We start from the raw sequence: 26011 nt of genomic DNA, 5'->3' as shown, positions 1-26011 counted from the left end.
CGGGGTCAGGCGTCAGGCGGCCCGCACAGCGTCGTGCGAGGCCAAGCTCCGCTAGACGACGGCCAGTGGCAGCGCCGTCGGGATCACCGGGGCGGGCAGGTCGGAGTGGCCGGTGAGGAACGCGTCGACGGCGCCCGCCACGGACCGGCCCTCCGCGATCGCCCACACCACGAGCGACGCGCCGCGGTGCGCGTCGCCGCAGACGAAGACACCCTCGGACCGGGTCTGCCAGTCCGAACCACAGGACAGCGTGCCGCGCGCGGTGAGCGACAGGCCGAGACCGTCGAGCAACGGCATGTGCTCCACGCCCTCGAAACCGATCGCCAGCAGCACCAGGTCGGCAGGCAGCTCCTCGACGTGGTCGTTGACCGGGGTGACCTCGCGGACACCGGTCACCGGGTCGCGGCGGACGCGGACCTCGCGCAGCCGGACCGCGCGGACGTTGCCCTCGCCGTCGTCCACGAACGACTCGACCGCGACCGCGAACCGCCGCTCCCCCGCCTCCTCGTGCGCGGGGTAGGTCCGCAGGATCCACGGCCACACCGGCCACGGCGACCGGTCGTCGTCGCGGGCCGTCGGCGGCTGCGGGTACTGGTCGAGCTGCGTGACGGACAGGGCGCCCTGGCGGGTCGCCGTGCCGTAGCAGTCGGCGCCGGTGTCGCCGCCGCCGATCACGATCACGTGCTTGCCGCGCGCGGAGATCGTGGTCGGGCCGTCGCCCTCGCACTCCTTGTTGGCGGGCACCAGGTGCTCCATCGCGAGGTGCACGCCGTTGAGCGCCCGGCCGGGGATCTCCGGCGCGTCCCGGCCGCGCAGCGCGCCGACCGCGAGGACCACCGCGTCGTACTGGGCCTTCAGCGTCTCCACCGACAGGTCCCCCGGCTCGCTGCCGCCGACCTCGCAGCCCGTCACGAACCGGGTGCCCTCCTCACGCAGTTGTGCGAGGCGCCGGTCGAGGACCTTCTTCTCCATCTTGAACTCGGGGATGCCGTACCGCAGCAGCCCGCCGAGCCGGTCGTCCCGCTCGTACACGGTGACCTCGTGCCCGGCACGGGTCAGCTGCTGCGCCGCCGCGAGCCCGGCCGGGCCGGAGCCGACGACCGCGACCTTCTTGCCGGACGACACGATCGCCTGGCGCGGGCGGATCAGGTCCTTCTCCCACGAGACCTCGGCGATGGCCTCCTCGACGCGCTTGATCGCGACCGCGCCGCCGGACAGCGGGTTGATCGCCAGCACGCAGGCCGCCTCGCACGGCGCCGGGCACAGCTTCCCGGTGAACTCGGGGAAGTTGTTGGTGGCGTGCAGCCGGTTGCTCGCCGCGCTCCAGTCACCGACCCGCACCAGGTCGTTCCACTCGGGGATCAGGTTCCCGAGCGGGCACCCGGCGGAACCCGAGTGGCAGAACGGGATGCCACAGTCCATGCACCGCGACGCCTGGCCGCGGACCTGCTTGTCCCGTTCCGCCGGTTCCTGGTCGAGGTACACCTCGCGCCAGTCGGCCAGCCGGTCCGGCTTGGGCCGCTTCGGTGCGTCTTTCCGTTCATGCTTGAGAAAACCGCTGGGGTCAGCCACGCGAAGCCTCCATGACCGCCTCGTCGATGTCGCGCCCCTCGGCGGCGGCGAGCCGCATCGCCTCGAGCACGCGCTGGTAGTCGCGCGGCATGACCTTCGTGAAGGACGCCGCGCGGCGTGTCCAGTCGCCCAGCAGCGACGCTGCTACCGCCGATCCGGTGTGCTTGTGGTGCGCGGCGACGACGTCGCGCAACCACCTCAGGTCTTCTGTGGACGGTCGCTGCAGGTCGACCATCGCCGAGTTGACCATCTTCTCGTCCAGGTCGAGCACGTACGCGATGCCGCCGGACATGCCGGCCGCGAGGTTGCGCCCGGTCGGCCCGAGCACCACTGCCCGGCCGCCAGTCATGTACTCGAACGCGTGGTCCCCGACACCCTCGGCGACCGCGGTGGCGCCGGAGTTGCGGACGCAGAACCGTTCTCCGACGCGGCCGCGCAGGAAGATCTCCCCGCTGGTCGCGCCGTAGGCGATCACGTTGCCGCCGATCACCTGCTGCTCGGCGGCGAACGCCGACGCGGTGTGCGGCCGCACGATGATCCGCCCACCGGACAGGCCCTTGCCGACGTAGTCGTTGGCGTCGCCGACCAGGTCGAGCGTGATGCCCGCGGGGAGGAACGCGCCGAGCGACTGCCCGGCCGAGCCCGTCAGCTCGATCTGGATCGTCCCGTCGGGCAGGCCCTCACCGCCGTAGCGGCGCGTGACCTCGGCGCCCAGCAGGGTGCCGACGGTGCGGTTCACGTTGCGCACCGGCAGCTCCAGCTTCAACGGGTGCGCGTCCTCCAGCGCCGCCTCGGCGAGCTGGATGAGCGTGCGGTCCAGAGCCTGGTCAAGGCCGTGGTCCTGGCCGCGGATCCGGCGGCGGGCGCTCGAGTAGGTCGTCTCCGGCACCTCGAAGATCGGCGACAGGTCGAGGCCCTTCGCCTTCCAGTGGTCGACGGCGTCGTCGACGTCCAGGAGCTCGGCGTGGCCGATCGCCTCGTCGATGGTGCGGAAACCGAGTTCCGCCAACAACTCCCGCACCTCGTTCGCGACGAAGTGGAAGAAGTTGACCACGTGCTCGGCCTGGCCCGTGTACCGCTCGCGCAGCACCGGGTTCTGCGTCGCGACGCCGACCGGGCAGGTGTCGAGGTGGCAGACGCGCATCATGACGCACCCGGCCACGATCAGCGGCGCGGTCGCGAAGCCGTACTCCTCCGCGCCGAGCAGCGCCGCGACCACGACGTCGCGGCCGGTCTTCATCGCGCCGTCCACCTGCACGGTGATCCGGTCGCGCAGACCGTTCAGCATCAGCGTCTGCTGCGTCTCGGCGAGCCCGACCTCCCACGGCGTGCCCGCGTGCTTCAGCGAGTTCAGCGGGGAGGCGCCGGTGCCGCCGTCGTGGCCCGAGATGAGCACCACGTCCGCGTGCGCCTTCGACACCCCGGCCGCGACCGTGCCGACACCCAGCTCGCTGACCAGCTTCACGTGCACCCGGGCGTGCTCGTTCGCGTTCTTCAGGTCGTGGATGAGCTGCGCGAGGTCCTCGATCGAGTAGATGTCGTGGTGCGGCGGCGGCGAGATGAGCCCGACGCCCGCGGTCGAGTGCCGCGTGCGCGCGATCCACGGCCACACCTTGTTCGGCGGCAGCTGACCGCCCTCGCCCGGCTTCGCGCCCTGCGCCATCTTGATCTGCAGGTCGGTCGCGTTGACGAGGTACTCGCTCGTGACGCCGAACCGGCCGGACGCGATCTGCTTGATCGCCGAGCGGCGCTCGTCGTCGTAGAGCCGGTCGACGTCCTCGCCGCCCTCCCCGGTGTTGGACCGGCCACCGATGCGGTTCATCGCGACGGCGAGGGTTTCGTGCGCCTCGGCGCTGATCGAGCCGTAGGACATGGCGCCGGTGTTGAAGCGCCGCAGGATGTTCTCGACCGGCTCGACCTCGTCGAGCGGGATCGGCTCGCGGTCGCCGTTCTTGAACCTGAACAGCCCGCGCAGCGCACCGCCCTCGCGGTTGAGGCGCTCCACCTCTTCGGCGTACTCGCGGTACACCTCCTCGCGCCGCGTCTTCGTCGCGTGCTGCAACAGGAAGACGGTCTCCGGCGTGAACAGGTGCAGCTCCCCCTCGCGGCGGTAGGCGTACTCGCCGCCGACCTCGAGGCGCCGGTGGACGCGGTCGGTCGGGTTCTCCGGGTAGGCGTGGTGGTGCCGCACGGCGACCTCGGCGGCGATCACGTCGAGGCCGACGCCGCCGAGTTTGCTGCTGGTGCCGGTGAAGTACTCGTCGAGCACGTCGTTCGCGAGCCCGAACGCCTCGAACACCTGCGCCGCCGTGTAGGCACCGACGGTCGAGATGCCCATCTTCGACATGATCTTCAGGACACCCTTGACCAGCGCACCCACGTAGTTGCGGACCGCGCGGTGCGGCTCGATGCCGGTGATGGTGCCGCGCCGGACCATGTTCTCGATGGTCTCGAACGCCAGGTACGGGTTGACCGCGGCGGCACCGTAGCCCAGCAGCAGCGCCACGTGGTGGACCTCGCGGGCGTCCCCGGTCTCGACGACCAGCGCGACGCGAAGGCGTTCCTTGGTGCGCACCAGGTGGTGGTGGACCGCGGACACCAGCAGCAGCGACGGGATCGGCGCCATCCGGTGGTCGGCGTCGCGGTCGGACAGCACGAGCGTGCGGGCGCCGGCCGCGATGGCCTCCGACGCCTCGCGCCGGACCCGCTCGATGGCGTCGGCCAGCGCCTGACCGCCACCGTCCACTTCGTACAGACCGGGGATCACCGTGCAGGCGTAGCCGGGCATGTCCCCGTCGTCGTTGACGTGGATGAGCTTGGCCAGCTCGTCGTTGTCGATCACCGGGTACGGCAGCTGGATGTGGCGGCACGACGCGGGACCGGGCTCCAGGAGGTTCTGCTCCGGGCCCATGATGCGCTGCACCGACGTGACGATCTCCTCGCGGATCGCGTCCAGCGGCGGGTTCGTCACCTGGGCGAAGTTCTGCTTGAAGTAGTCGTAGAGCAGCCGCGACCGCGTCGACAGCGCGGCGGGCGGGGTGTCGGTGCCCATCGACCCGATCGGCTCGGCGCCGGTGACCGACATCGGCGCGAGCAGGATCTTCAGCTCCTCCTCGGTGTAGCCGAAGGAGAGCTGGCGGCGCAGCACGGACTCGTTGGTCTGCACGACGTGCTCGCGGTCGGGCAGGTTGGCGAGCTTCAGCAGGCCCGCGTGCAGCCACTCCTCGTACGGGCGCTCGGCGGCCAGCGCGGACTTGATCTCGTCGTCGTCGACGATCTTGCCCGCCTTGGTGTCCACGAGGAACATCCGGCCGGGCTGCAGCCGTCCCTTCGCGACGACCTGGTCCGGCGGGACGTCCAGCACACCGGTCTCGCTCGCGAACACGACGCGGTCGTCGGTGGTGCGCCACCACCGCGCCGGGCGCAGGCCGTTGCGGTCGAGCACCGCGCCGACGAGCGTGCCATCGGAGAAGGTGACCGAGGCCGGACCGTCCCACGGCTCCATCAGGCTGGAGTGGAACTTGTAGAACGCGCGCCGCTTCGGATCCATGGTGGCGTTGTTCTCCCACGCCTCCGGGATCATCATCAGGACCGCGTGCGGCAGGCTGCGCCCGCCGAGGTGCAGCAGTTCGAGGACCTCGTCGAAGGACGCGGAGTCCGAGCCCTCGGGGTCGCAGATCGGGTACAGCCGCGTCAGGTCACCCGGCAGGAGGTCGCTCGCCAGCAGCGCCTCACGCGCGCGCATGCGGTTGCGGTTGCCGCGGATCGTGTTGATCTCGCCGTTGTGCGCGACGAACCGGAACGGGTGCGCGAGCGGCCACGACGGGAACGTGTTGGTGGAGAACCGGCTGTGCACCAACGCGATCGCGCTCTCCAGGCGCCGGTCGGTGAGGTCGGTGAAGAACACCGGCAGCTGTGCGGTGGTCAGCATTCCCTTGTAGACGACCGTGCGCGCGGACAGCGACGGGAAGTAGACGCCGCAACCGGCCGCCACGCTCTCGTGCTCGGCGCGCTTGCGCAGGCCGAACGCCAGCCGGTCCAGTTCGAGGCCGCCGACGACCCGGCCGCCGTCGCCGCCGGTGGGCGCGGCCACGAACGGCATCGCGAAGTGCGGCATGACAGAACGCGCGGTCGGGCCGACGTCGGCGGCGTCCGGCGCCACCGGCACGTCCCGCCAGCCGAGGACCTCCAGGCCCTCTTCCTTGGCGATGCGCTCGACCAGCGAGACAGCTCTGGCTCGCTGGCCGAGATCCTGGGGCAGGAAGGCGATGCCCGCCGCGTAGGTGGCGTCACCCGCTGCCGTCGGTGCGGGAAGTTCGAAGTCGACGACCGCGCGCAGCAGGCCGTCGGGGAGCTGGAGCAGGATGCCCGCGCCGTCGCCACTGGTGGGTTCGGCACCCGCGGCACCGCGGTGCTCCAGGTTGGCCAGCGCCACGAGGGCGTCGGTCACGATGCCGTGTGACCTGCGCCCCTGGATGTCGGCGACCATCGCCACGCCACACGCGTCACGTTCGGTGGTGGGGTCGTAAAGACCTCGTGCGGTGGGTACGGCGGAATAGATCACGCGTCGACCTCCCTCGTCGTCCTCGCGCTCAACTGTTAGCTGGGCGCGGGACGGCGGTGGCCCGCGTGTTGACGTGAGCTTAACAGTCCCGAAACCCAGGAGCCATGCGCCGACAGCGGATTTTCGCCGTCGGATGTAACGATCTGGGTGATCCCCGCGATAAAGCACCCTTCGCCCTGGTGGGGCCCTTCGGGAGCCGGCTGCCTCGCCTCCGTGAGCGTAACCGACGACACCGGGAATGGAAGAACAGCGAAACGTTGCGACCTGTTGACAATCTGTCGTGAGAGCGCTTCCATGACTAGCGGCAACATCTGCGGCCCACTTGCGGGCACTCGGAACCCCTGCCCGAGCGTGACGAGGAGGTCACCGCCCATGCCCAGTACACGCGCGCCGTCGCGGAGAAAGTTCGCACTCGGCGCGGCCGCGGCCGCGGCACTCGTGATCGCACCACTCACCTACACCGCGGAGGCCGCCGTGCCACCGCCCGAATCCGGCTGGACGCAGGTCTGGGCGGACGACTTCAACGGCGCGGCGGGCTCGCTGCCCTCGTCGTCGAACTGGATCTTCGACATCGGACACGGCTATCCCGGCGGCCCGGGCAACTGGGGCACCGGCGAGATCGCCTACCACACCAACAACCCGGCCAACGTCAGCCTCGACGGCGGCGGCAACCTGCGCATCACTCCCCTGCGGGACGGCGCGGGCAACTGGACCTCGGCTCGCATCGAGACGCAGCGCGGCGACTTCAAGCCGCCGGCGGGCGGCACGCTGCGCATCGAGGGCCGCATCCAGATGCCGAACGTCACCGGCAACGCGGCACTCGGCTACTGGCCCGCGTTCTGGGCACTCGGTTCTCCCTACCGCGGCAACTACTGGAACTGGCCGGGCATCGGCGAGTACGACATCATGGAGAACGTCAACGGGATCAACGCCGTGTGGGGCGTGCTCCACTGTGGCGTGAACCCGGGCGGCCCGTGCAACGAGACCCAGGGCCTCGGCGCCAGCCGCCCGTGCCCCGGCAGTTCCTGCCAGTCGGCGTTCCACACCTACCGGTTCGAGTGGGACGACGGCGCGAAGCAGTTCCGCTGGTACGTCGACGGCCAGCAGTACCACTCGGTGTCGCAGAGCCAGATCGGCGCGGACACGTGGAACCAGATGACCTCCCACGCCGGGTACTTCATCCTGCTGAACCTCGCGATCGGCGGCGCGTTCCCGGACGGTGTCGCCGGGTTCCGGACACCGACGGCCGAGACCGTGCCGGGCCGTCCGATGGTCGTGGACTACGTGGCGGTGTGGTCGCGCGGCGGCGGTGGCGGCGACCCGACCGACCCGCCGCCCGGCGGCGGCAGCGCCTACCGGCAGATCGAGGCGGAGAGCTTCCAGCAGCAGACGGGTGTCCAGGTCGCGGGTGCCGCGAACACCGGCGGCGGCCAGTACATGGGCTGGATCGCCAACGGTGACTGGGCCCGCTACGACGACGTCGACTTCGGCTCCACGGCGGCCAGGCAGTTCACGGCCAGGGTGGCGTCCGGCGCGGCGGGCGGGGTCAGCGGGCTGGTCGAGGTACGCCTCGACTCCAGGTCCAACGCCCCGATCGGCAGCTTCGCCATCGCCAACACCGGCGGATGGGAGAGCTGGCGCAACGTCCCGGCCAACATCTCCGGGGTCACGGGCGTGCACGACGTGTACCTGACGTTCACCAGCGGCCAGCCCGCCGACTACGTGAACGTGGACTGGTTCACCTTCGCCCGCTGAGCCCTTTCAGACAGCGATCCGCGCGACCCAACAGGCCATGCGGAGGCTCGGATCGCTTCTCGCCGGTCCCCCGTATCCCGTCCCAGGTGCGGGGGACCGGCACTTTGTCCGCAACGTCCCGGTTACGGGGGCTTGACTTGAGCGCATCGGCCCGAGATCCTTCGTGCACCCATGAGAGCGCTCTCACGCTCCACACCGATGTGGCCGCAGGAGGCCAGACATGCGTAACTCAGGGATCGTCGCGTGCGTTGCCGCGACCGCCCTCGTCCTCACGGCCTGTGGCTCAGGTGGTGACTCCGGCGAGAGCGGCGGCAGCGACACGATCACGATCAACGTCTTCGGCGACAGCTTCTCGCTGCCGGACAACCGCGCGCTCTACGAGGAGTACGAGAAGGCGCACGGCGTCAAGATCGTCGAGAACCGCAGCGACTTCGGCACCCATCACCAGAACCTGCAGGCCCGGCTCACCGCGGGCTCGGGCACGGCGGACCTCGAGGTGATCGAGGTCGGCCAGGTGTCCGGCTTCATCGGGCAGTCGGAGTCGTTCGTGAACTTCAAGGACCGCGACGTCGACACGAGCCAGTGGACCGAGTCCACCGTGCAGCGCGCGACCAACCCGGACGGTGGCGCGCTGATCGGCCTGCCGACCGACATCGGCGGTCTCGCCATGTGCTACCGGACCGACCTGTTCTCCCAGGCGGGCCTGCCGACCGACCGCGACCAGGTGTCCGCGCTGTGGTCGACGTGGGAGGACTACGTCGCGGTCGGCGAGCGGTTCCAGCAGAAGATGCCGAAGACCAAGTGGTTCGACGCGGGCGGGCACGTGTTCACCGGCATCCTCGGCAACGAGGAGGAGACCTTCTACAACGCCGACGGTGAGCTGGTCGTCGAGAAGAACCCGGTCGTCAAGGACGCGTGGGACCTCACGGTCGACGCGATCAAGGCGGGTCAGTCGGCGGCGCTGCCGGAGTTCTCGCCCGAGTGGAACACCGGTTTCCAGCAGGGCCAGTTCGCCACGATCACCTGTCCCGCGTGGATGATGGGCTACATCCAGGGCAACGCGCCGGACACCAAGGGCAAGTGGGACATCGCGAAGATCCCCGGCGGCTCCGGCAACTGGGGTGGCTCGTACGTGACGGTGCCCGCGCAGGGCAAGAACGTCGACAAGGCCGTCGAGCTGGCCAAGTGGCTGACCGCGCCGGAGCAGAACATCAAGCTGTTCAAGACGATCGGCAACTTCCCGAGCCAGGAGTCGACCTGGTCGCAGCCGGAGGTCGCGGACTTCTCCTCGGAGTTCTTCTCGGGCGCCCCCGCGGGCAAGATCTACCCCGAGTCGCTGGAGAACGCGCCGGTGCAGGTCGTCGGCCCGCAGAGCGGCGTCATCGGCAACACGTTCGCCGGCGCGCTGAACAGCGTCGAGCAGGGCACCGATCCCGAGAAGGCGTGGCAGTCGGCGATGTCCGACATCGAGGCCGCCGCGGGCGAGGGATGAGCACTCAGCTGAAGGACCGTGGGGCGCCACCGGCATCACCGGGGCGCCCCTCCGGGGCGCGCGAACGACGGGAGCGACGCCGGACCTGGTGGTACCGCTTCGACCTCAAGGGCTCGCCGTACCTCTACATCCTGCCGTTCTTCGGGCTGTTCGCGGTCTTCGGGCTGTTCCCGCTGATCTACACCGCGGTCATCTCGACCACCGCGTGGAGCCCGCGCAAGTCCGGCAGCGAGGACGTCTCGGTCGGCCTGGACAACTACACGAAGCTGTTCGCCGACGAGAACTTCCACAACGCCCTCGCCAACACCTTCGGCATCGGCATCGTCTCGACCGTGCCGCAGCTGTTGCTGGCGCTGGGGATCGCGCACCTGCTGAACTACCGGCTGCGCGGCAGGCTGTTCCTGCGCATGGGCGTGCTGGTCCCCTACATCACGTCGGTGGCGGCGGTCGCGCTGATCTTCAACCAGATCTTCGCGCGGGACTTCGGGCTGCTGAACTGGTTCCTCCAGCCGTTCATGGAGAACCCGGTCGACTGGCGTGCCGAGAAGTGGTCCTCGTGGCTCGCGGTGTCGTCGATGGTGATCTGGCACTGGACGGGCTACAACGCGCTGATCTACCTGGCCGCGATGCAGACCATCCCGTACGAGCTGTACGAGTCGGCGTCGATCGACGGGGCGAGCCGCTGGCAGCAGTTCTGGCACATCACGGTGCCCAGCCTGCGGCCCACGATCATCTTCACGGTCATCGTGTCGACCATCGGCGCGCTGCAGCTGTTCGCCGAACCGTTCCTGTTCGACACCACCCGCAACAACAACGGCGGCCCGGAACGGGAGTTCCAGACCGTGGTGCTGTACCTGTACCAGCAGTTCTGGACGAACGGCCGGTACGGCTACGCGGCCGCGATCGCGTGGACGCTGTTCCTGATCACCGTCGTGATCGCACTGGTGAACTTCCTGCTGGTGCGCCGGATCCGATCGGCGGACGACTGATGGCCCGCAGAAGATCTCCCGACCAGGCCCGCTGGGGCACGTACGCGATCCTGTTCGCGATCATCATCGTGTCGATCTTCCCGCTGTACTGGTCGATCGTGGTGTCCTCCCGCGACCAGTCCGCGATCGGCCGCTACCCCCCGCCGCTGGTGCCGGGCGGTTCGCTGTGGGACAACCTGTCGAAGGCGTTCGAGCAGGGCAACTTCGGGCTGGCGCTGACGAACTCGGTGGTCGTCGCCGGGACCATCACGGTCGCGGTGGTGTTCACGTCCACGCTCGCCGGTTTCGCGTTCGCCAAGCTGGCCTTCCGCGGCCGCGGCGGGCTGTTCACGGCGGTGGTCGCCACGATGCTGGTGCCGACCCAGCTCGCGATCATCCCGCTGTACATCATGGTCACCAAGTGGTTCGGCTGGGCCAACGATCTGCGCGGCGTGATCGTGCCCGCGCTGGTGAGCGCGTTCGGCGTGTTCTTCATGCGCCAGTACCTGTCCTCGGCGATGCCGACGGAGCTGCTCGAAGCGGGGCGCGTGGACGGCGCGTCGACGCTGCGGATCTACTGGAACGTCGTGCTGCCGATCGCCCGCCCCGGCGCGGCGGTACTGGGGCTGCTGACGTTCATCACCTACTGGAACGACCTGTTCTGGCCGCTGATCCTGCTGAACACGCAGAACCCGACCGTTCAGGTGGCGATCGCCAACACACGCAGCGGCATCGAGGTCGACTACTCGCTCGTGCTCGCGGGGACGGTCATCGCGACGTTCCCGATGCTGATCGTGTTCTTGTTGCTCGGCAGGCAGATCATCGGAGGGATCATGCAGGGGGCGGTGAAGGGATGAAGTTTCCCAAGGGTTTCGTGTGGGGCGCGGCGACCGCGGCGTACCAGATCGAGGGCGCGCACGACGCCGACGGCCGCGGGCCGTCCATCTGGGACACGTTCAGCCACACGCCGGGCCGGGTCGCGAACGGCGACACCGGCGACGTGGCGGCCGACCACTACCGGCGGTTCCGCGACGACGTGAAGCTGATGGCCGAGCTGGGCCTGCCCGCGTACCGGTTCTCGGTGTCGTGGCCGAGGATCCAGCCGACGGGCAAGGGCCCGGCCAACGCGCCGGGCCTGGACCACTACGAGCGTCTCGTGGACGAGCTGATCGCGCACGGCATCGAACCCATGCTGACGCTCTACCACTGGGATCTCCCGCAGGAGCTGGAGGACTCCGGCGGGTGGGGGACGCGGGACACCGCGGCCCGGTTCGCGGAGTACGCCGAGCTGGTAGGAGCACGGCTCGGCGACCGGGTCCCGGTCTGGACCACGCTGAACGAGCCGTGGTGTTCCGCCTTCCTCGGGTACGCCTCGGGTGAGCACGCACCGGGCCGCACCGACCCGGCGCTCGCGCTGCGGGCCGCGCACCACCTGCTGCTCGCACACGGCCTGGGCACCCAGGCGCTGCGTGGGGTGCTGCCGGAGTCCGCGCGGGTGTCGATCACGCTGAACCTGTCCTCGGTCCTGCCCGCGGAGACGTCGACGGCCGCGACGAACGCCGTGCGCCGGATCGACGGCCTCGCGAACCGGCTGTTCCTGGACCCGCTGTTCCGCGGCCACTACCCGGTCGACGTCCTGCGCGACACGGCCCGGCTCACCGACTGGTCGTTCGTGCTGCCCGCCGACCTGGCGGTGATCGCGGCGCCGATCGACCTGCTGGGCATCAACTACTACACGCCGACGCTGGTCGACAGCATCGGCCCGGGGGGCGCGCCGGCCGACGGCCCGTCCCCGTGGCCGGGCTGCCGCGACGTCCGGTTCGTCCAGCCCCCGGGCCCGCAGACGGCGATGGGCTGGGCGATCGACGCCCAGGGCCTGCGCAACGTGGTGCACCGGCTGCACGACCAGTACCGCCCGATACCGTTGATGATCACGGAGAACGGTGCCGCGTTCGACGACGAGCTGGGTGTCGACGGGGTGCGTGACGACGACCGGATCGCGTACCTGCGGGACCATCTGGAGGTCGTGCACGAGGCGATCACGCACGGGGTGGACCTTCGGGGATACTTCGTGTGGTCGTTGCTGGACAACTTCGAGTGGGCCTACGGGTACGCGAAGCGGTTCGGCATCGTGCACGTGGACTACGAGACGCAGGCGCGCGTGTGGAAGGACAGCGCACACTGGTACCGGCAGGTGATTCGGACGAACGGCATAGACGAGGAATGACTGCAAAGCCCACGCTCGACACCGTCGCCGCCGAGGCGGGGGTGTCGCGGGCGACCGTGTCCCGGGTGATCAACGGATCGCCGAGGGTGTCCCCCGAGGTGAAGGTGGCGGTCGAGTCCGCCATCGCCGCGCTCGGCTACGTGCCCAACCGCGCGGCCCGCAGCCTGGCGATGCGCAGGACGGACTCGATCGCGCTCGTGATGCGCGAGCCGGACGCCACCGTGCTCAACGACCCGTACCTGGGCAACATCATCATCGCGACGAGCCAGACGCTCATCGGCACCGGCGTCCAGCTGGTGCTGGTGAACGCCCAGAACACCGCCGAGCACGCCCAGCTGGCCGACTACGTCCGAAGTGGACACGTCGACGGCGTGCTGCTGGCCTCGATGCACGACGACGACCCGCTCCCCCGGGTACTCCTGGAGGCCGGCATCCCGACGGTCGTGGGCGGCCGCCCGGCCCACCCGGTACCCGGCCTGTCCTATGTGGACGTCGACAACGTGGGCGGCGCCCAGCTGGCGGCCGAACGGTTGCTGTCGTCGGGCCGCCGCCGCATCGCCACGATCGCCGGTCCTCCGGACATGACGGCGGGCATCGACCGCCTGACCGGCTACCGGCAGGCCCTGGCCGCCGCCAACCGCAAGGCCGACCGCGTGGCCTACGGCGACTTCACCCGCGAGTCGGGCCAGCAGGCCATGGCGACGCTCCTCGACCGCCACCCCGACGTCGACGGCGTGTTCGCCGCGAACGACCTCATGGCCATCGGCGCACTGCGCGCGTTGCGGGACGCGGGCCGCCGCGTACCCGACGACGTGGCGGTGGTGGGCTACGACGACATCGAGATGGCCCGCCACACCGAGCCCCCGCTGACGACCATCCACCAGCCGATCGTCGACCAGGCCCGCACCATGACGGAGCTGCTGCTGACCCAGATCGGCGGCGACCCGGTCGCGGACCCGGTGGTCCTGCCGACGGAGCTGGTGGAACGCGAGTCGGCCTAGCTGACCGGGGCGGTCACGGGCGTGAACGTCGCGAACGCGGCCAGCGGGTAGTCCGGGAAGCCGACCACACCGCCGTCGGCCACCCACAGCGTCTCCTCCCGCCATGCGGTGGCGAGCAGGTCGACCGGTACGCCGACCAGCTCGGCGGTGTACCGGTGCCCGTCGGGAAAGGCGAGTTCGACGGTGCCGTCCGCGGTGCCGTACTGGCGCGTGGTCCACGAGGTGCGGACCACCGTCGCCCGTCGCCAGTTGCTCGCGCCACACAACCGGACCGCTTTGCGCAGCCGGAGACCCAACACCGCGGCGACGACGACGCCACCCGCGGCGGCCACCGCGGCGAACACCCATTCACCCAGCAGGACCGTCGCGACGAGCATGCCGACCGCCAGCAGGACGGCGAACGCGAGGTCGCCGCGAGCCGCGCCGACCACGTGCCGCCCCCACGCCGCGACGACCGGCTCCGCACTCGGTGAAGCCGGTCCGGCCCGCACCGGCGACACCACCTTCGCGGGCCACGGTGTGTGGAGGCCGTCGACCCGCACCGCGAGCCAGCCACTCGCGTCCGGGCCCACGACCCGCACCCGCCCGGCACGAACAACCACGTCACGAGCGGGCGCGTCGAGCCCGTAGACGCGAACGTGCTCGCCGCCGGGCAGCGCGAGCACCGTGCCCCGGGTGGCGAGGACGGTCGCGGGTGTCTCCCGCCACGGCTCGTCCGTCAGCAGCCGCCGTGCCGCGACGATCCAGGCATGGCCGGGCTGCGATCCCCTCGCCGCCGTCTGCCATCCCCCGACCAGCATGGCGGCCCCGACGGCGAGGCCGACCACCGGCGCACCGCGCCACATCCACGCCGACAGCGCGAGCCCCGCCGCGAGAGTGAGCCAGGTCCACGTGTGGTTGCGCACCCATTGCGCGCGCACCTCGAAGAGACGCGCGGTGGTGTCGTCGTCGAGCGCGGGCTCGTCGGCAGGAGTCACGACTGTCACATCCGCGCGGTGGCCCGCGCCGTTACCGGATCGGGGTGATAGCGTCCCCGTGCTGGTCAGCTCAGCGACCAGCGACGCGACGAGGTGCGAAGTCCGGTGCGATTCCGGCGCTGTCCCGCAACTGTCATAGCCAGGTCGCCTCCCCGCCGCGTCGACGCCAACCGCCCCCGGTGCAGGGACGCGGCGTCCCGGGTCGCCCGGGTCGCGCCCGTGTGCCGGGCCAGAAGACCCGAGGTGGTCCGTTGTCCTCCACCGCCAGGCGCCTCGCGGCGCTGACCATCGCAGGCGCCCTGCTCGTCGCCGGGTGCGCGAACCGTGACCAAGCGTCCGACCAGCCGCCCGGTGACTCGTTCGACGCCGCCACCGGCTCTGAGGCGTTCCCCGTCACGATCGAACAGGCCGGTGGCGAGCCGGTCACCATCGAGCAGCGGCCGACGCGGATCGTGTCGCTGTCGGCCAGCAACACCGAGACGCTGTACGCCGTGGGCGCGGGCGAGCAGGTCGTGGCCGTCGACGAGCAGTCCGACTACCCGGAGGACGCCCCCAAGACCGACCTGTCCGGGCTCACCCCGAACGTCGAGGCCATCTCCGGCTACGAACCCGACCTCGTGGTGATCTCCGACGACGCCGAGAACCTGGTCCAGTCGCTGACGGCGATCGACGTGCCGGTGCTCGCGGTGCCCGCCGCGCAGACCCTCGACGACGTGTACGCGGGCATGACGGCCATCGGCAAGGCCACGGGCCACGCCGACGAGGCCGCCGACCTGGTGGAGCGGACCAGGGCGGACCTGGACAAGATCGTCGCGGACACGCCGAAGCCCGCGACCGCGCTGACCTACTACCACGAGCTGGACACCACGCTGTACAGCGCGACGTCCAAGACGTTCATCGGGCAGATCTACAGCCTGTTCGGCCTGACCAACATCGCCGACCCGGCGGACGTGGACGCGGGCGGCTACCCGCAGCTGTCCAACGAGGCGATCCTGCAGGCCGACCCGGACCTGATCTTCCTCGCCGACGTGCAGTGCTGCGGCCAGAGCGCCGAGACGGTGGCGCAGCGGCCGGGCTGGGACACGCTGAAGGCGGTCCAGAACGACAACGTCGTCGAGCTGAACGACGACCTGGCGTCGCGCTGGGGTCCGCGGATCGTCGACCTCGCGACGTCGATCGCCGACGCCGTGACCAAGGCCGGCGAGCAGAACTGATCGCGACCCCCACCCGCCTCCGCCCGGGCGTCCTCGCCCTGGCGGTGGCGGGACTGGTCGCCGTCGTCTCGGTGTCCACGCTGCTCGGCGCCGCCAACCTGGGCTGGACCAGGGTGGTGCACGAGGTGTGGGCACAGCTGACCGGCGGCACGTCACCGCTGTCGGCGACCGAGGCCGCGATCGTGTGGCAGGTGCGGCTCCCCCGCGTCGTGCTGGCGGGGCTCGTCGGCGCGGCGCTGGCGGTGTCGGGAGCGGCGTTCCAGGGCGTGTTCCGCAACCCGCTCGCCGACCCGTACCTGCTCGGCGCGGCCGCGGGTGCGGGCATGGCGGCGACGATCGTGGTGGTCGCCGCGCCGCAGACCGCCGGGTGGATCGTCGGCCCGCTGCCGCTCGCCGCGTTCGCGGGCTCGATCGGCGGGGTGTCGCTGACGTGGCTGCTCGGCCGGTCCGCCGGTGGCGGCACGGCGGTGCTGCTCCTGGCCGGCGTGGCGGTGGCGTCGTTCCTGACGGCGGTGCAAACGTTCGCGCAGCAGCTCAACACCGACACCATCAAGCAGGTCTACAGCTGGATGCTGGGCGGGCTGAACACGTCCGGCTGGACCGAGGTGCTGGTCACGCTGCCCTACATCGGGGTGGCGGCGGCCATCCTGTGCCTGTGCGGACGGCTGCTCGACGTGCTGGCGGTCGGCGACGACGAGGCCGCGTCCCTCGGCATCAACCCGGGGCGCGTGCGCGTGGTGGTCCTGCTGTCGGCGTCCCTCGCGACGGCGGCGGCCGTGTCGGTGAGCGGGCTGATCGGGTTCGTCGGGATCGTGGTGCCGCACGTGGTGCGGCTGCTCGCCGGGGCGAGCTACCGCGTGGTGGTGCCGCTGTCCCTGTTGGGCGGCGGGATGTTCCTGATCATCGCCGACCACATCGCGCGGACCGCGTTCGCGCCCGCCGAGCTGCCGATCGGGGTGATCACGGCGTTCACGGGCGCGCCGTTCTTCCTGCTCGTGCTGCGGATGAACCGGAGCCAGCTGCGATGACCGCCCTGACCCTGCGCGGGGTGAGCGCCCGCTACGGCACGCGGGTGGTGGCCGCGGACGTCGACGTGACCCTGGAGCCGGGCGGGTGGCTCGCGATCATCGGCCCGAACGGCGCCGGGAAGTCGTCGCTGCTCAAGTCGATCGTCGGGATCGTGCCGCACGACGGCGAGATCCTGCTCGACGACGTGCCGGTGACGACGCTGTCGAACCGCGAACGCGCGCGGGCGATCGCGTACGCGCCGCAGACCCCGCAGCTGCCGGACCGGCTGACGGTGACCGACTACGTGCTGCTGGGCCGCACGCCGCACCTGTCGCCGCTGGCGCGGGAGCGCAGGTCGGACCTCGCGGTGGTGTCGCAGGTGCTGGAGCGCCTGGACCTGGGGCCGCTGGCGACCCGAGCGCTGCGGACGTTGTCGGGTGGCGAGCGACAGCGGACCGTGCTGGCGCGGGTGCTGGCCCAGGAGGCGAGCCTGCTGCTGCTGGACGAGCCGACGACCGGGCTGGACATCGGGCACGCGCAGGCACTGCTCGACCTCATCGACCGCCTGCGCCACGAGGAGGGCGCGACGGTCGTCAGCACGCTGCACGACCTGACGCTCTCGGCCCAGTACGCGACCCGGCTGTTGTTGCTGGACAAGGGAAACGTGGTCGCGGCGGGCACCCCGGAGGACGTGCTGACGAAGGACACGATCGCCCGCCACTACGACGCCCGCGTGGAGGTCCTGACCACCGAGGACGGCCAACTGGTGGTAGCCCCGACCCGAACCCCCACCCACCAGCCAACCCACCCCTGACCCCGCGAGTCGCGCTCCGCAACACACCGAGTTGTCGGTTTCGTGCACATGCGGGTTCGCGGCGAGCCCAGGTAGAACGTGTTACAGTTCTGCCCGTGATCCTCGACCGGTTCCGGGTTGCCGACCAGGTGGCCGTCGTGACCGGGGCCGGGCGCGGGATCGGGGCCGCGACCGCCGTCGCGCTGGCCGAGGCGGGCGCCGACGTGGTGATCTCCGCACGCACCACGAGCGACCTGGACGAGGTCGCCGAGCGGGTGGCGGCCACGGGCAGGCGCGCGCGGGTCGTCGCGGCCGATCTGTCCGACGTGGACGCGGCGGCCGGGTTGGCGCGGATCGCCCACGACACGTTCGGGCGCCTCGACATCGTGGTCAACAACGTCGGCGGCACCTACCCGCGCCCGTTCCTCGACACCGGCACGGACTTCCTCGAAAAGGCCTTCCACTTCAACGTCTCGACCGCGCACGCGCTGACCCGTGCTGCCGTCCCGCTGATGACGACGGGCTCGGTCGTGAACATCTCGTCGATCATGGGCCGGGTCACCGGGCGCGGCTACCTGGCGTACGGGACCGCGAAGGCCGCGCTCTCCCACTACACCGAACTGGCCGCGTACGACCTCGCCCCACGCATCCGCGTGAACGCGATCGCGGTCGGCTCTGTCGCGACGTCGGCGTTGGACGTCGTGCTGACCAACGACGAGCTGCGCGAGAAGATGACCGGGGCGACACCGTTGCGTCGCATCGGCGAAGCCGCGGACATCGCGGCGACGGTGCTGTTCCTGGTGTCCGCCGCGGGCGGTTACGTGACCGGCAAGGTGCTCGAGGTCGACGGCGGCCTCCAGCAACCGAACCTCGAACTGGGATTACCGGACCTATGAGAGTCATCCAGTGGAGCACCGGAAACGTCGGCAGGCACGCGCTCGCGGGCATCGCCGCACACCCCGAACTGGCGCTGACCGGAGTCTGGGTGTCCACTCCGGACAAAGCGGGGTGCGACGCCGGTGAGCTGGCCGGTCTCGGCCGCACCCTCGGCGTCGCGGCGACCACCGACGCGGACGCGTTGCTCGCGGGCCGCCCCGACTGCGTGGTCTACACGGCCATGGCCGACGACCGCCTGACCGAAGCACTGGCCGACCTGGCGCGCTTCTTGCGGGCCGGTGTGAACGTCGTGGCGAGTGGCCCCGTGTTCCTGCAGTACCCGTACGGCGTGGTCCCCGACGAACTGGTCGCACCGATCCACGCCGCCGCGGCGGAGGGCGGCGCGTCGCTGTTCGTGAACGGCATCGACCCGGGCTTCGCGAACGACTGGCTGCCGCTGGTGCTGACGTCGGTGTGCGAGCGGATCGACCAGGTGCGCTGCCTGGAGATCCTCGACTACGGGACGTACGACAACGCGAAGATCCTCTTCGACATCATGGGGTTCGGCCGCGAGCTCGACGACGTGCCGATGCTGCTGATGCCGGGTGTGCTGTCGCTGGCGTGGGGCAGCGTCGTGCGCCAGCTGGCCGCGGGCCTGGGCGTGCGGCTCGACCGCGTGGAGGAGTCGGCGACACGGCTGCCCGCCCCGCACCGGATCGAGGTGCCCGCCGGGGTGATCGAGGAGGGCACGGCCGCCGCACTGCGGTTCGAGGTACGCGGCATGGTCGGCGACAGAGCGGTGTGCGTACTGGAACACGTGACGCGGCTGCACCCGGACCTGGGCCCGGACTGGCCGCGGATGCCGGGCCAGGGCGGGTACCGGGTACAGGTGACGGGCGAGCCGAACTACACGCTGGACCTGCACATCGAGGCGACCGACGGCGACCACAACACCGGCGGCCTGAAGGCCACGGCGATGCGCCTGGTGAACGCGGTCCCGGCCGTGGTGGCCGCGAAACCCGGCCTGCTGACCGCCCTGGACCTGCCCCTGATCACAGGAAAGGGCCTGGTCGCTCGCTGAGCGACCAGGCCCTCCGTACGACGTCAGTTGTCGGACTTCGAGGAGGCGTCCGCCTTCCTGTCGGTACCGGCCTTCTCGTCGGTGTCGGCCTTCTCGGTGTCAGCCTTCTCGTCCGCGGCGGTGTCGGATTCCGCATCCGAGTCGGACGCCTTCTCCGGCTCCGCGTCCGCGTCCGGCTTGGCCTCCTGATCAGCCTCAGCCTCGTCGCCCGGCTCGTCGACCGGAGGCGCGTCCTTGCCGCGCAGCAGCGACGGATCCTCCCGTTCCCCGCGCGACCGGGCCATCAGGAAGTACAGCGCCGCCCCGGCGAACACGAGCATCGACACCCAGACGTTGACCCGCACGCCGAACACGAGCGTCGCCTCGTCGGTCCGCATCAGCTCGATCCACGTGCGGCCCAGGGTGTAACCCATGACGTACAGCGCGAACGCGCGGCCGTGGCCGAGGCGGAACTTGCGGTCCGCCCACACGACCAGCCCGGCGACGAGCAGGTTCCAGATCAGCTCGTAGAGGAACGTGGGGTGGACCGGGCTGCCCAGGATCGGGATGTGGTTGATCGCGACACCGTTGAGGTTGTCGTCGTCGCCGACTTCGTTGACCCGCCGGTACAGCTCCAGGCCCCAGGGCAGGTCGGTCGGCCCGCCGTACAGCTCCTGGTTGAAGTAGTTGCCGACGCGGCCGATGGCCTGCGCGACCACGATGCCCGGTGCGATGGCGTCCGCGTACGCGGGCAGTGGCACGCCCTTGACGCGGCAGCCGATCAGTGCGCCGACGGCGCCGAGCGCGATCGCGCCCCAGATACCGAGGCCGCCGTCCCAGATCCGCAGCGCGTCGAGCGGGTTCTTGCCCTCGCCGAAGTACCGGTGCCAGTCGGTCGCCACGTGGTAGAGGCGGCCGCCGACCAGGCCGAACGGCACGGCGAACACGGCGATGTCGATGACCGTCCCCGCGGTGCCACCGCGGGCGATCCACCGCCGCTCACCCCACCAGATCGCGAGGATGATGCCGGCGATGATGCAGAGAGCGTACGCGCGGATCGGAATGGGACCGATCTCCCACACGCCCCTGTCCGGGCTCGGGATGTTGGCCAGGAAGACACTGGACGCCACAGTCACGCGCGTCACCGTAACGGGCGACGTGTGTGGCGGGCGCATCAGGTCCGCAAAACCCGCCGTTGCGCATCGCGATCATGGTCACCGCCTGGCTGCGCCCCTGGCGTCCCGAGCCGAAAGTTCGGAACGCTAGCTGGTGACGAGTGGGCGGCGGACGCCGTCTGCCAGCTCCTCCGCCAGCTCACGGACGGCCGCGACGCTGTCGCCCGCTCGCGACACGAACGCCGAACCCACGATGACCGCGTCGGCGAACCCGGCCACCTCGGCGGCCTGGTCACCGGACCGGACGCCGAGCCCGACACCGACCGGCACCGACGTGTGCGCCCGCGCCCGCGCGACCAGCCCGGCCGCGTCCGAGCCCACGGCGTCACGGGCGCCGGTGACGCCCATGACCGCGGCCGCGTACAGGAAACCGCTGGTCGCGGCGGTGGTCAGGGCGATCCGCTCCTCGGTCGAGGACGGCGCGACCAGGAAGATCCGGTCGAGCCCGTGTGCCTCCGACGCGGCGAGCCAGTCCTGCGCCTCGTCCGGCACCAGGTCCGGGGTGATGATGCCGAGACCGCCCGCCGCCGCCAGGTCGCGGGCGAACCGGTCGACCCCGTAGCGGAACACCGGGTTCCAGTACGTCATGACCACGGCCTTGCCGCCTGCCGCCGACACCTGCTCGACGACCGTGAACAGGTCGCGGAGCCGGAACCCGGCGGACAGCGCGGTGTTCGCGGCGGCCTGGATCGTCGGGCCGTCCATCACCGGGTCGGAGTACGGGACACCGATCTCGACCAGGTCACAGCCCGCGTCGATCATGCCGGTCAGCACCTCGACCGAGCCGGGCACGGTCGGGTAACCGGCGGGCAGGTAGCCGACGAGCGCGGCCCGGCCCTCGGACTTCGCGGCCTGGATCGTGGCGGTCACAACGCTCATGACTCCCCCTCGCAGGCTCCGGGGAGCCGCTCGCGGTCGCCCTGTGCCTGATGATTCGCTCCGCAAGCTCCGCTCATGAGGTGAACCCGAAGTACGACGCGGCCGTGTCCATGTCCTTGTCCCCCCGCCCGGACAGGCACACCACGATGAGCCCGTCGGGTCCCAGTTCCCGGCCCAGCTTCAGCGTGCCGGCCAGCGCGTGCGCGGACTCGATCGCCGGGATGATGCCCTCGGTGCGCGACAGCAGCTGGAACGCGTCCATGGCCTCGGCGTCGGTGACCGGGTGGTACTCGGCGCGGCCGGTGTCCTTCAGCCAGGCGTGCTCGGGGCCGACGCCCGGGTAGTCGAGACCCGCGGAGATCGAGTACGCCTCGATGGTCTGCCCGTCCTCGTCCTGCAGCAGGTAGGACTTGGCGCCGTGCAGCATGCCGGGCGTGCCCTCGGACAGCGTCGCGCCGTGCTCACCGGACTCGATGCCGTGCCCACCCGGCTCGTACCCGACCAGGCGCACGTCCGGGTCGTCGATGAAGCCGTGGAAGATGCCGATGGCGTTGGACCCGCCGCCGACGCACGCCGTGACCGCGTCCGGCAGCCTGCCCGCCTTCTCCAGGATCTGCGCGCGGGCCTCCTGGCCGATGATCTTGTGGAAGTTGCGCACCATCATCGGGAACGGGTGGCCACCCGCGGCCGTGCCCAGGAGGTAGTGCGTGGAGTCGACGTTCGCCACCCAGTCGCGGAGCGCCTCGTTGATCGCGTCCTTGAGGGTGCGGGAGCCGGTGGTCACGGGGATGACCTCGGCGCCGAGCAGCCGCATGCGGGCCACGTTCAGCGCCTGCCGCTGCGTGTCGACCTCGCCCATGTAGACCACGCAGTCCAGACCCAGCAACGCGCACGCGGTGGCCGTGGCGACGCCGTGCTGACCCGCGCCGGTCTCGGCGATGACCCGCTTCTTGCCCATCCGCTTGGTGAGCAGCGCCTGACCCAGCACGTTGTTGATCTTGTGCGAGCCGGTGTGGTTGAGGTCCTCGCGCTTGAGGAAGATCCGCGCGCCGCCTGCGTGCTCCGCGAACCTCGGCGCCTCGGTGAGCAGCGACGGACGGCCCGCGTAGTCACGCAGCAGGCGCTTGAACTCGTCCACGAAGTCCGGGTCCAGGCGCGCCTTCTCGTAGACGGTGGCCAGCTCGTCCATGGCCGCGATGAGGGCCTCGGGCAGGAACCGGCCGCCGTACGGGCCGAAATGTCCGCGCTCGTCCGGATCGTGCCGGTCGTGCTCGTGCTGCTTGTCCTGTGTCACCTGATCGGTCACCGGCTCGGCCTCGGGCACGCGGGGTGCGACCCCGCGGTCACCAGCTGCACCAGCGCCGCCTTCGGGTCGGGTGCCGCGACCAGGCTCTCGCCGACGAGCACCGCGTCCGCGCCGGCACCGGCGTGGGTCATCAGGTCGCCGGGGCCGCGGATGCCGGACTCGGCGATCTTCACGGTCTCGAACGGCAGGCCCGGCGCGAGCCTGCCGAACACCTCGCGGTCGACCTCGAGGGTGTGCAGGTCACGGGCGTTGATGCCGACAACGGACGCACCGGCCTCCAGCGCGCGGTCGGCCTCCTCGGCCGTGTGCACCTCGACCAGCGCGGTCATGCCGAGCGACTCGACCCGGTCGAGCAGCGACACCAGCGCGTTCTGCTCGAGCGCGGCGACGATGAGCAGCACGATGTCGGCGCCGTGCATGCGCGCCTCGTGCACCTGGTACGGCGTGACGACGAAGTCCTTGCGCAGCAAGGGGACGTCGACCGCGGCACGCACCGCGTCGAAGTCGGCCAGCGAGCCGCCGAAGCGCCGCTGCTCGGTGAGCACGCTGATGACGCGGGCGCCCGCGTCGGCGTAGTCCTTGGCGAGCGTCGCCGGTTCCGGGATGTGCGCCAGGTCGCCCTTCGACGGGCTGCGGCGCTTGATCTCGGCGATGACGCCGATGTCCGAGGCGCGGAGGGCGGAGATGGCGTCCCTGGGCGGCGCGGCCTTGGCCGCGCGCTCCTTCACGACGTCGAACGGCAGCGCGGCCTCACGCACCGCGAGGTCCGCCCGCACGCCCTCGATGATCGATTCGAGAACGCTCACGACCGTGCCTCGCAGGCTCGGTTCGGCCGCTCGCGGTCGCCCTGCGTCCATGGTTCGCTCGCAAGCTCGCTCACGACCGTGCCTCGCCGGCGCTCGTCGGTCCCGGCAGTGGTGCGGCCGAGTTCGATGTACCGCTCGTGTTCTCCGTCACCAGCCATGCCCCTTCCCGCTCAAAGGATGCTAACCCCGTGCCCTGAAGGCACATTCCACGGGTTCACGTTCGCGGTCCCTCGGCCGTCGGATCCTCGCCTTCCGACAGGCCGTCCCACATGTCCTTGTCGGGATCGCCGGAACGTCGCGTGGCGTTAGCGCGGTCGTAACGAGCGCCCATCGTGGGCAGCGTGGCGGCGTGCACGACGACCAGCACACCGGCCGCGAGGAACAGCACGCCGCCGAGGACCGCCACGCCACGGCCGGACAGCAACTCGAAGGGACCCGGGGTGTCGACGGCGCGCCAGCACACCCAGCCGCCCGCGACCACGACGATCGCACCGAGCAGCCTGCGCATCCATCCGCCGACGGCGAACACGCCCGCGAGCGAGGCGAGCGCGAGCCAGGCGACCGCGGTGAAGCTCGGCGCCTCCCGCGTACCCGGCTCCAGGAGGTAGGGACTGCCCGGGTCCTCCGGCGCCGGCTCGGGAGGGCCGGGGAACCAGTCCAGGCTCCCGGCGCCCCACAGCGCGGCGGCTGCCCCCAGCAGCAGCACCGCGATGATCCACAGTGGACGTTTAGACATCGGCCGCCGGTCGCATCGTCTGCGCGGTCGCGACGGCCGCCAGCACCGCGCCCGCCTTGTTGACGCACTCGTCGTCCTCGGCGACCGGGTTCGAGTCGGCCACGATCCCGCCACCCGCCTGCACGTAGGCCGTGCCGTCGCGCATCAGCGCCGTGCGGATGGCGATGGCGGTGTCGGCGTCGCCCGCGAAGTCGAGATAGCCGACGACGCCGCCGTACAGGCCGCGCCGCGTGGGCTCCAGCTCCTCGATCAGCTCCATCGCCCGCGGCTTGGGCGCCCCCGACAGGGTGCCGGCGGGGAAGCACGCCGCGACGGCGTCGTAGGCCGTCCTGCCCTCCGCCAGCTCGCCGGTCACGGTGGAGACGATGTGCATGACGTGGCTGTACCGCTCGACCCGGAAGAAGTCGACGACGTGCACCGAGCCGGGCTTGCAGACCCGCCCGAGGTCATTGCGCCCGAGGTCGACGAGCATGACGTGTTCCGCTCGCTCCTTCTCGTCGGCGAGCAGGTCCTTCTCGAGCAGCGCGTCCTCGTCTGGGTCCGCGCCACGCCACCGAGTTCCCGCGATCGGGTGCGTGGTGGCCTGCCCGTCGCGGACGGTGACCAGCGACTCGGGGCTGGAGCCGACGATGTCGAACCCGTCGAGCCGCAGCAGGTACATGTACGGGCTCGGGTTGGTGGCCCGCAGCACCCGGTAGACGTCGAGCGGGTCGGCGTCGGTGGTCATCTCGAACCGCTGTGAGAGGACGACCTGGAAGGCCTCCCCCGCCCGGATGGCCTCCTTGGCGACGTTGACCGCCGCGACGTGCTCCTCCTGCGACCGGCGGCGCACGTAGGACGGCTTGGGCCGCTCGTAGACGGCGGCGGTCGGCGGGGCGGGCGTCTGCAGGCCGCGGGTCATCTCGTCGAGGCTGCGCACGGCCGCGTCGTAGGCGGCGTCCACCCGTTCGGGGCTGTCGTCCCAGTTCACCGCGTTGGCGATGAGGGTGATCGTGCCCTCGTGGTGGTCCAGCGCGGCCAGGTCGGTCGCGAGGAGCATCACCAGTTCGGGCAGGTGCAGGTCGTCGGTGGTGTGCTCGGGCAGCCGCTCGAGGCGGCGCACCGCGTCGTAGCCGATGAAGCCCACCATACCGCCGGTCAGCGGCGGCAGGCCCGGCAGCTGGTCGGTGTGCAGCCGCTGGATGGTCTCCCGGAGCGCGGCCATCGGGTCGCCGCCCTCGGGCAGCCCGACCGGCGGCGTCCCGGTCCAGACGGCCTCTCCGTCACGCTCGGTGAGCGCGGCGGCACTGCGCACCCCGACGAACGACCAGCGCGACCAGGACCGCCCGTTCTCCGCGGACTCGAACAGGAAGGTGCCCGCGCGCCCGGCAGCGAGCTTCCGGTAGACCCCGACCGGTGTCTCGGCGTCGGCGAGCACCCGCTTCACCACGGGAATCACCCGCCGGTCCACGGCGAGCCGGTGGAACTCCTCCCGGGTGGGACTGACCACCCCGAGCCCGACGGCGGGAGCCGCGGTTTCGATCACACTGACCATGCGGGCCATTCTGCCCGCAGCGGCATCCGCCGCCCGCCCGGCCCGCGCCTGTGGACAGCTCCGCCCGA

At 71.0% G+C, this 26011-nt stretch carries 20 protein-coding genes; 11 read left to right on the top strand and 9 right to left on the bottom strand.

Annotated features, from left to right (window positions below; genetic code table 11):
* Window positions 1–51: 51 nt before the first annotated feature.
* Window positions 52–1572: a glutamate synthase subunit beta gene (locus tag ACIBVP_RS24260; RefSeq protein ID WP_396108552.1), complete on the bottom strand. Its 1521-nt coding sequence runs from the start codon at window positions 1570–1572 to the stop codon at window positions 52–54.
* Window positions 1565–6136 (bottom strand): glutamate synthase large subunit, encoded by a 4572-nt coding sequence (gene gltB, locus ACIBVP_RS24255; RefSeq protein ID WP_396108551.1) that lies wholly within the window; start codon window positions 6134–6136, stop codon window positions 1565–1567. Before gltB ends, ACIBVP_RS24260 begins: the two co-directional genes overlap by 8 nt.
* Before the next feature lie 372 nt (window positions 6137–6508).
* On the opposite strand from gltB, the gene ACIBVP_RS24250 reads away from it, so the two are divergent.
* From ACIBVP_RS24250 to ACIBVP_RS24225, 6 genes are all read left to right on the top strand, one after another.
* A complete protein-coding gene (locus tag ACIBVP_RS24250; protein ID WP_396108550.1) occupies window positions 6509–7891 on the top strand; it encodes a carbohydrate-binding protein in 1383 nt (460 codons plus the stop codon).
* Window positions 7892–8111: 220 nt separating this feature from the next.
* Window positions 8112–9383, top strand: a complete 1272-nt coding sequence (locus tag ACIBVP_RS24245) for an ABC transporter substrate-binding protein (protein ID WP_396108549.1) — start codon at window positions 8112–8114, stop codon at window positions 9381–9383.
* The gene (locus tag ACIBVP_RS24240; protein WP_396108548.1) at window positions 9380–10372 is read left to right on the top strand and encodes a carbohydrate ABC transporter permease; all 993 of its coding nucleotides are present in this window, start codon (window positions 9380–9382) and stop codon (window positions 10370–10372) included. Before ACIBVP_RS24245 ends, ACIBVP_RS24240 begins: the two co-directional genes overlap by 4 nt.
* Window positions 10372–11208: a carbohydrate ABC transporter permease gene (locus ACIBVP_RS24235; RefSeq protein ID WP_396108547.1), complete on the top strand. Its 837-nt coding sequence runs from the start codon at window positions 10372–10374 to the stop codon at window positions 11206–11208. The genes ACIBVP_RS24240 and ACIBVP_RS24235 overlap by 1 nt, the downstream gene beginning before the upstream one ends.
* Window positions 11205–12578: a GH1 family beta-glucosidase gene (locus tag ACIBVP_RS24230; RefSeq protein ID WP_396108546.1), complete on the top strand. Its 1374-nt coding sequence runs from the start codon at window positions 11205–11207 to the stop codon at window positions 12576–12578. The genes ACIBVP_RS24235 and ACIBVP_RS24230 overlap by 4 nt, the downstream gene beginning before the upstream one ends.
* Window positions 12575–13579, top strand: coding sequence for a LacI family DNA-binding transcriptional regulator (locus ACIBVP_RS24225; RefSeq protein ID WP_396108545.1), 1005 nt, complete (start codon window positions 12575–12577; stop codon window positions 13577–13579). Before ACIBVP_RS24230 ends, ACIBVP_RS24225 begins: the two co-directional genes overlap by 4 nt.
* Here ACIBVP_RS24225 and ACIBVP_RS24220 read toward each other — a convergent pair.
* A complete protein-coding gene (locus ACIBVP_RS24220; RefSeq protein WP_396108544.1) occupies window positions 13576–14556 on the bottom strand; it encodes a hypothetical protein in 981 nt (326 codons plus the stop codon). The two genes, ACIBVP_RS24225 and ACIBVP_RS24220, sit on opposite strands and share 4 nt — an antisense overlap.
* A 251-nt stretch (window positions 14557–14807) precedes the next feature.
* Between ACIBVP_RS24220 and ACIBVP_RS24215 the strand changes: the two genes are divergently transcribed.
* The 5 genes from ACIBVP_RS24215 to ACIBVP_RS24195 all read left to right on the top strand — a co-directional run bounded on the left by ACIBVP_RS24215 (window position 14808) and on the right by ACIBVP_RS24195 (window position 19528).
* On the top strand, window positions 14808–15770 hold the full coding sequence (locus ACIBVP_RS24215; RefSeq protein WP_396108543.1) for an ABC transporter substrate-binding protein: 963 nt from the start codon (window positions 14808–14810) through the stop codon (window positions 15768–15770).
* Window positions 15767–16798 carry a FecCD family ABC transporter permease gene (locus ACIBVP_RS24210; RefSeq protein WP_396108588.1) on the top strand — a complete coding sequence of 344 codons (1032 nt, stop codon included), beginning with the start codon at window positions 15767–15769 and terminating at the stop codon, window positions 16796–16798. Before ACIBVP_RS24215 ends, ACIBVP_RS24210 begins: the two co-directional genes overlap by 4 nt.
* Entirely contained in the window at window positions 16795–17592 is a 798-nt protein-coding gene (locus ACIBVP_RS24205) for an ABC transporter ATP-binding protein (protein ID WP_396108541.1), read from the top strand. Before ACIBVP_RS24210 ends, ACIBVP_RS24205 begins: the two co-directional genes overlap by 4 nt.
* Before the next feature lie 95 nt (window positions 17593–17687).
* Entirely contained in the window at window positions 17688–18467 is a 780-nt protein-coding gene (locus ACIBVP_RS24200; RefSeq protein ID WP_396108539.1) for an SDR family oxidoreductase, read from the top strand.
* Complete coding sequence (locus tag ACIBVP_RS24195; protein WP_396108538.1) at window positions 18464–19528, top strand: diacylglycerol kinase; 1065 nt, start codon at window positions 18464–18466, stop codon at window positions 19526–19528. The genes ACIBVP_RS24200 and ACIBVP_RS24195 overlap by 4 nt, the downstream gene beginning before the upstream one ends.
* 23 nt (window positions 19529–19551) lie before the next feature.
* Here ACIBVP_RS24195 and lgt read toward each other — a convergent pair whose 3' ends face one another.
* The 6 genes from lgt to ACIBVP_RS24165 all read right to left on the bottom strand — a co-directional run bounded on the left by lgt (window position 19552) and on the right by ACIBVP_RS24165 (window position 25943).
* Window positions 19552–20682, bottom strand: coding sequence for a prolipoprotein diacylglyceryl transferase (gene lgt / locus ACIBVP_RS24190; protein WP_396108537.1), 1131 nt, complete (start codon window positions 20680–20682; stop codon window positions 19552–19554).
* Window positions 20683–20769: 87 nt separating this feature from the next.
* Window positions 20770–21561 (bottom strand): tryptophan synthase subunit alpha, encoded by a 792-nt coding sequence (gene trpA, locus ACIBVP_RS24185; RefSeq protein ID WP_396108536.1) that lies wholly within the window; start codon window positions 21559–21561, stop codon window positions 20770–20772.
* A gap of 73 nt (window positions 21562–21634) precedes the next feature.
* Window positions 21635–22885, bottom strand: coding sequence for a tryptophan synthase subunit beta (gene trpB, locus ACIBVP_RS24180; protein WP_396108534.1), 1251 nt, complete (start codon window positions 22883–22885; stop codon window positions 21635–21637).
* Window positions 22864–23673: an indole-3-glycerol phosphate synthase TrpC gene (trpC, locus tag ACIBVP_RS24175; protein ID WP_396108532.1), complete on the bottom strand. Its 810-nt coding sequence runs from the start codon at window positions 23671–23673 to the stop codon at window positions 22864–22866. The genes trpB and trpC overlap by 22 nt, the downstream gene beginning before the upstream one ends.
* A gap of 214 nt (window positions 23674–23887) precedes the next feature.
* Window positions 23888–24409, bottom strand: coding sequence for a Trp biosynthesis-associated membrane protein (locus ACIBVP_RS24170; protein WP_396108531.1), 522 nt, complete (start codon window positions 24407–24409; stop codon window positions 23888–23890).
* Window positions 24402–25943: an anthranilate synthase component I gene (locus ACIBVP_RS24165; RefSeq protein WP_396108530.1), complete on the bottom strand. Its 1542-nt coding sequence runs from the start codon at window positions 25941–25943 to the stop codon at window positions 24402–24404. The genes ACIBVP_RS24170 and ACIBVP_RS24165 overlap by 8 nt, the downstream gene beginning before the upstream one ends.
* Window positions 25944–26011: the final 68 nt, after the last annotated feature.

Source organism: Actinophytocola sp. NPDC049390, from assembly GCF_044466355.1.
Lineage (GTDB): Bacteria > Actinomycetota > Actinomycetes > Mycobacteriales > Pseudonocardiaceae > Actinophytocola.
Note: the sequence above shows the minus strand (reverse complement) of the source record. Positions and strands in the feature narration are given on the sequence as shown.

What these genes read in the sequence shown, in the direction of transcription:
- ACIBVP_RS24245 (WP_396108549.1), top strand. Translation starts at nt 8,112, where the DNA reads ATGCGTAACTCAGGGATCGTCGCGTGCGTTGCCGCGACCGCCCTCGTC.
- ACIBVP_RS24165 (WP_396108530.1), bottom strand. Translation starts at nt 25,943, where the DNA reads ATGGTCAGTGTGATCGAAACCGCGGCTCCCGCCGTCGGGCTCGGGGTG.
- ACIBVP_RS24240 (WP_396108548.1), top strand. Translation starts at nt 9,380, where the DNA reads ATGAGCACTCAGCTGAAGGACCGTGGGGCGCCACCGGCATCACCGGGG.
- lgt (WP_396108537.1), bottom strand. Translation starts at nt 20,682, where the DNA reads ATGCGCCCGCCACACACGTCGCCCGTTACGGTGACGCGCGTGACTGTG.
- ACIBVP_RS24205 (WP_396108541.1), top strand. Translation starts at nt 16,795, where the DNA reads ATGACCGCCCTGACCCTGCGCGGGGTGAGCGCCCGCTACGGCACGCGG.
- trpA (WP_396108536.1), bottom strand. Translation starts at nt 21,561, where the DNA reads ATGAGCGTTGTGACCGCCACGATCCAGGCCGCGAAGTCCGAGGGCCGG.
- ACIBVP_RS24230 (WP_396108546.1), top strand. Translation starts at nt 11,205, where the DNA reads ATGAAGTTTCCCAAGGGTTTCGTGTGGGGCGCGGCGACCGCGGCGTAC.
- ACIBVP_RS24170 (WP_396108531.1), bottom strand. Translation starts at nt 24,409, where the DNA reads ATGTCTAAACGTCCACTGTGGATCATCGCGGTGCTGCTGCTGGGGGCA.
- ACIBVP_RS24235 (WP_396108547.1), top strand. Translation starts at nt 10,372, where the DNA reads ATGGCCCGCAGAAGATCTCCCGACCAGGCCCGCTGGGGCACGTACGCG.
- ACIBVP_RS24225 (WP_396108545.1), top strand. Translation starts at nt 12,575, where the DNA reads ATGACTGCAAAGCCCACGCTCGACACCGTCGCCGCCGAGGCGGGGGTG.
- ACIBVP_RS24250 (WP_396108550.1), top strand. Translation starts at nt 6,509, where the DNA reads ATGCCCAGTACACGCGCGCCGTCGCGGAGAAAGTTCGCACTCGGCGCG.
- ACIBVP_RS24195 (WP_396108538.1), top strand. Translation starts at nt 18,464, where the DNA reads ATGAGAGTCATCCAGTGGAGCACCGGAAACGTCGGCAGGCACGCGCTC.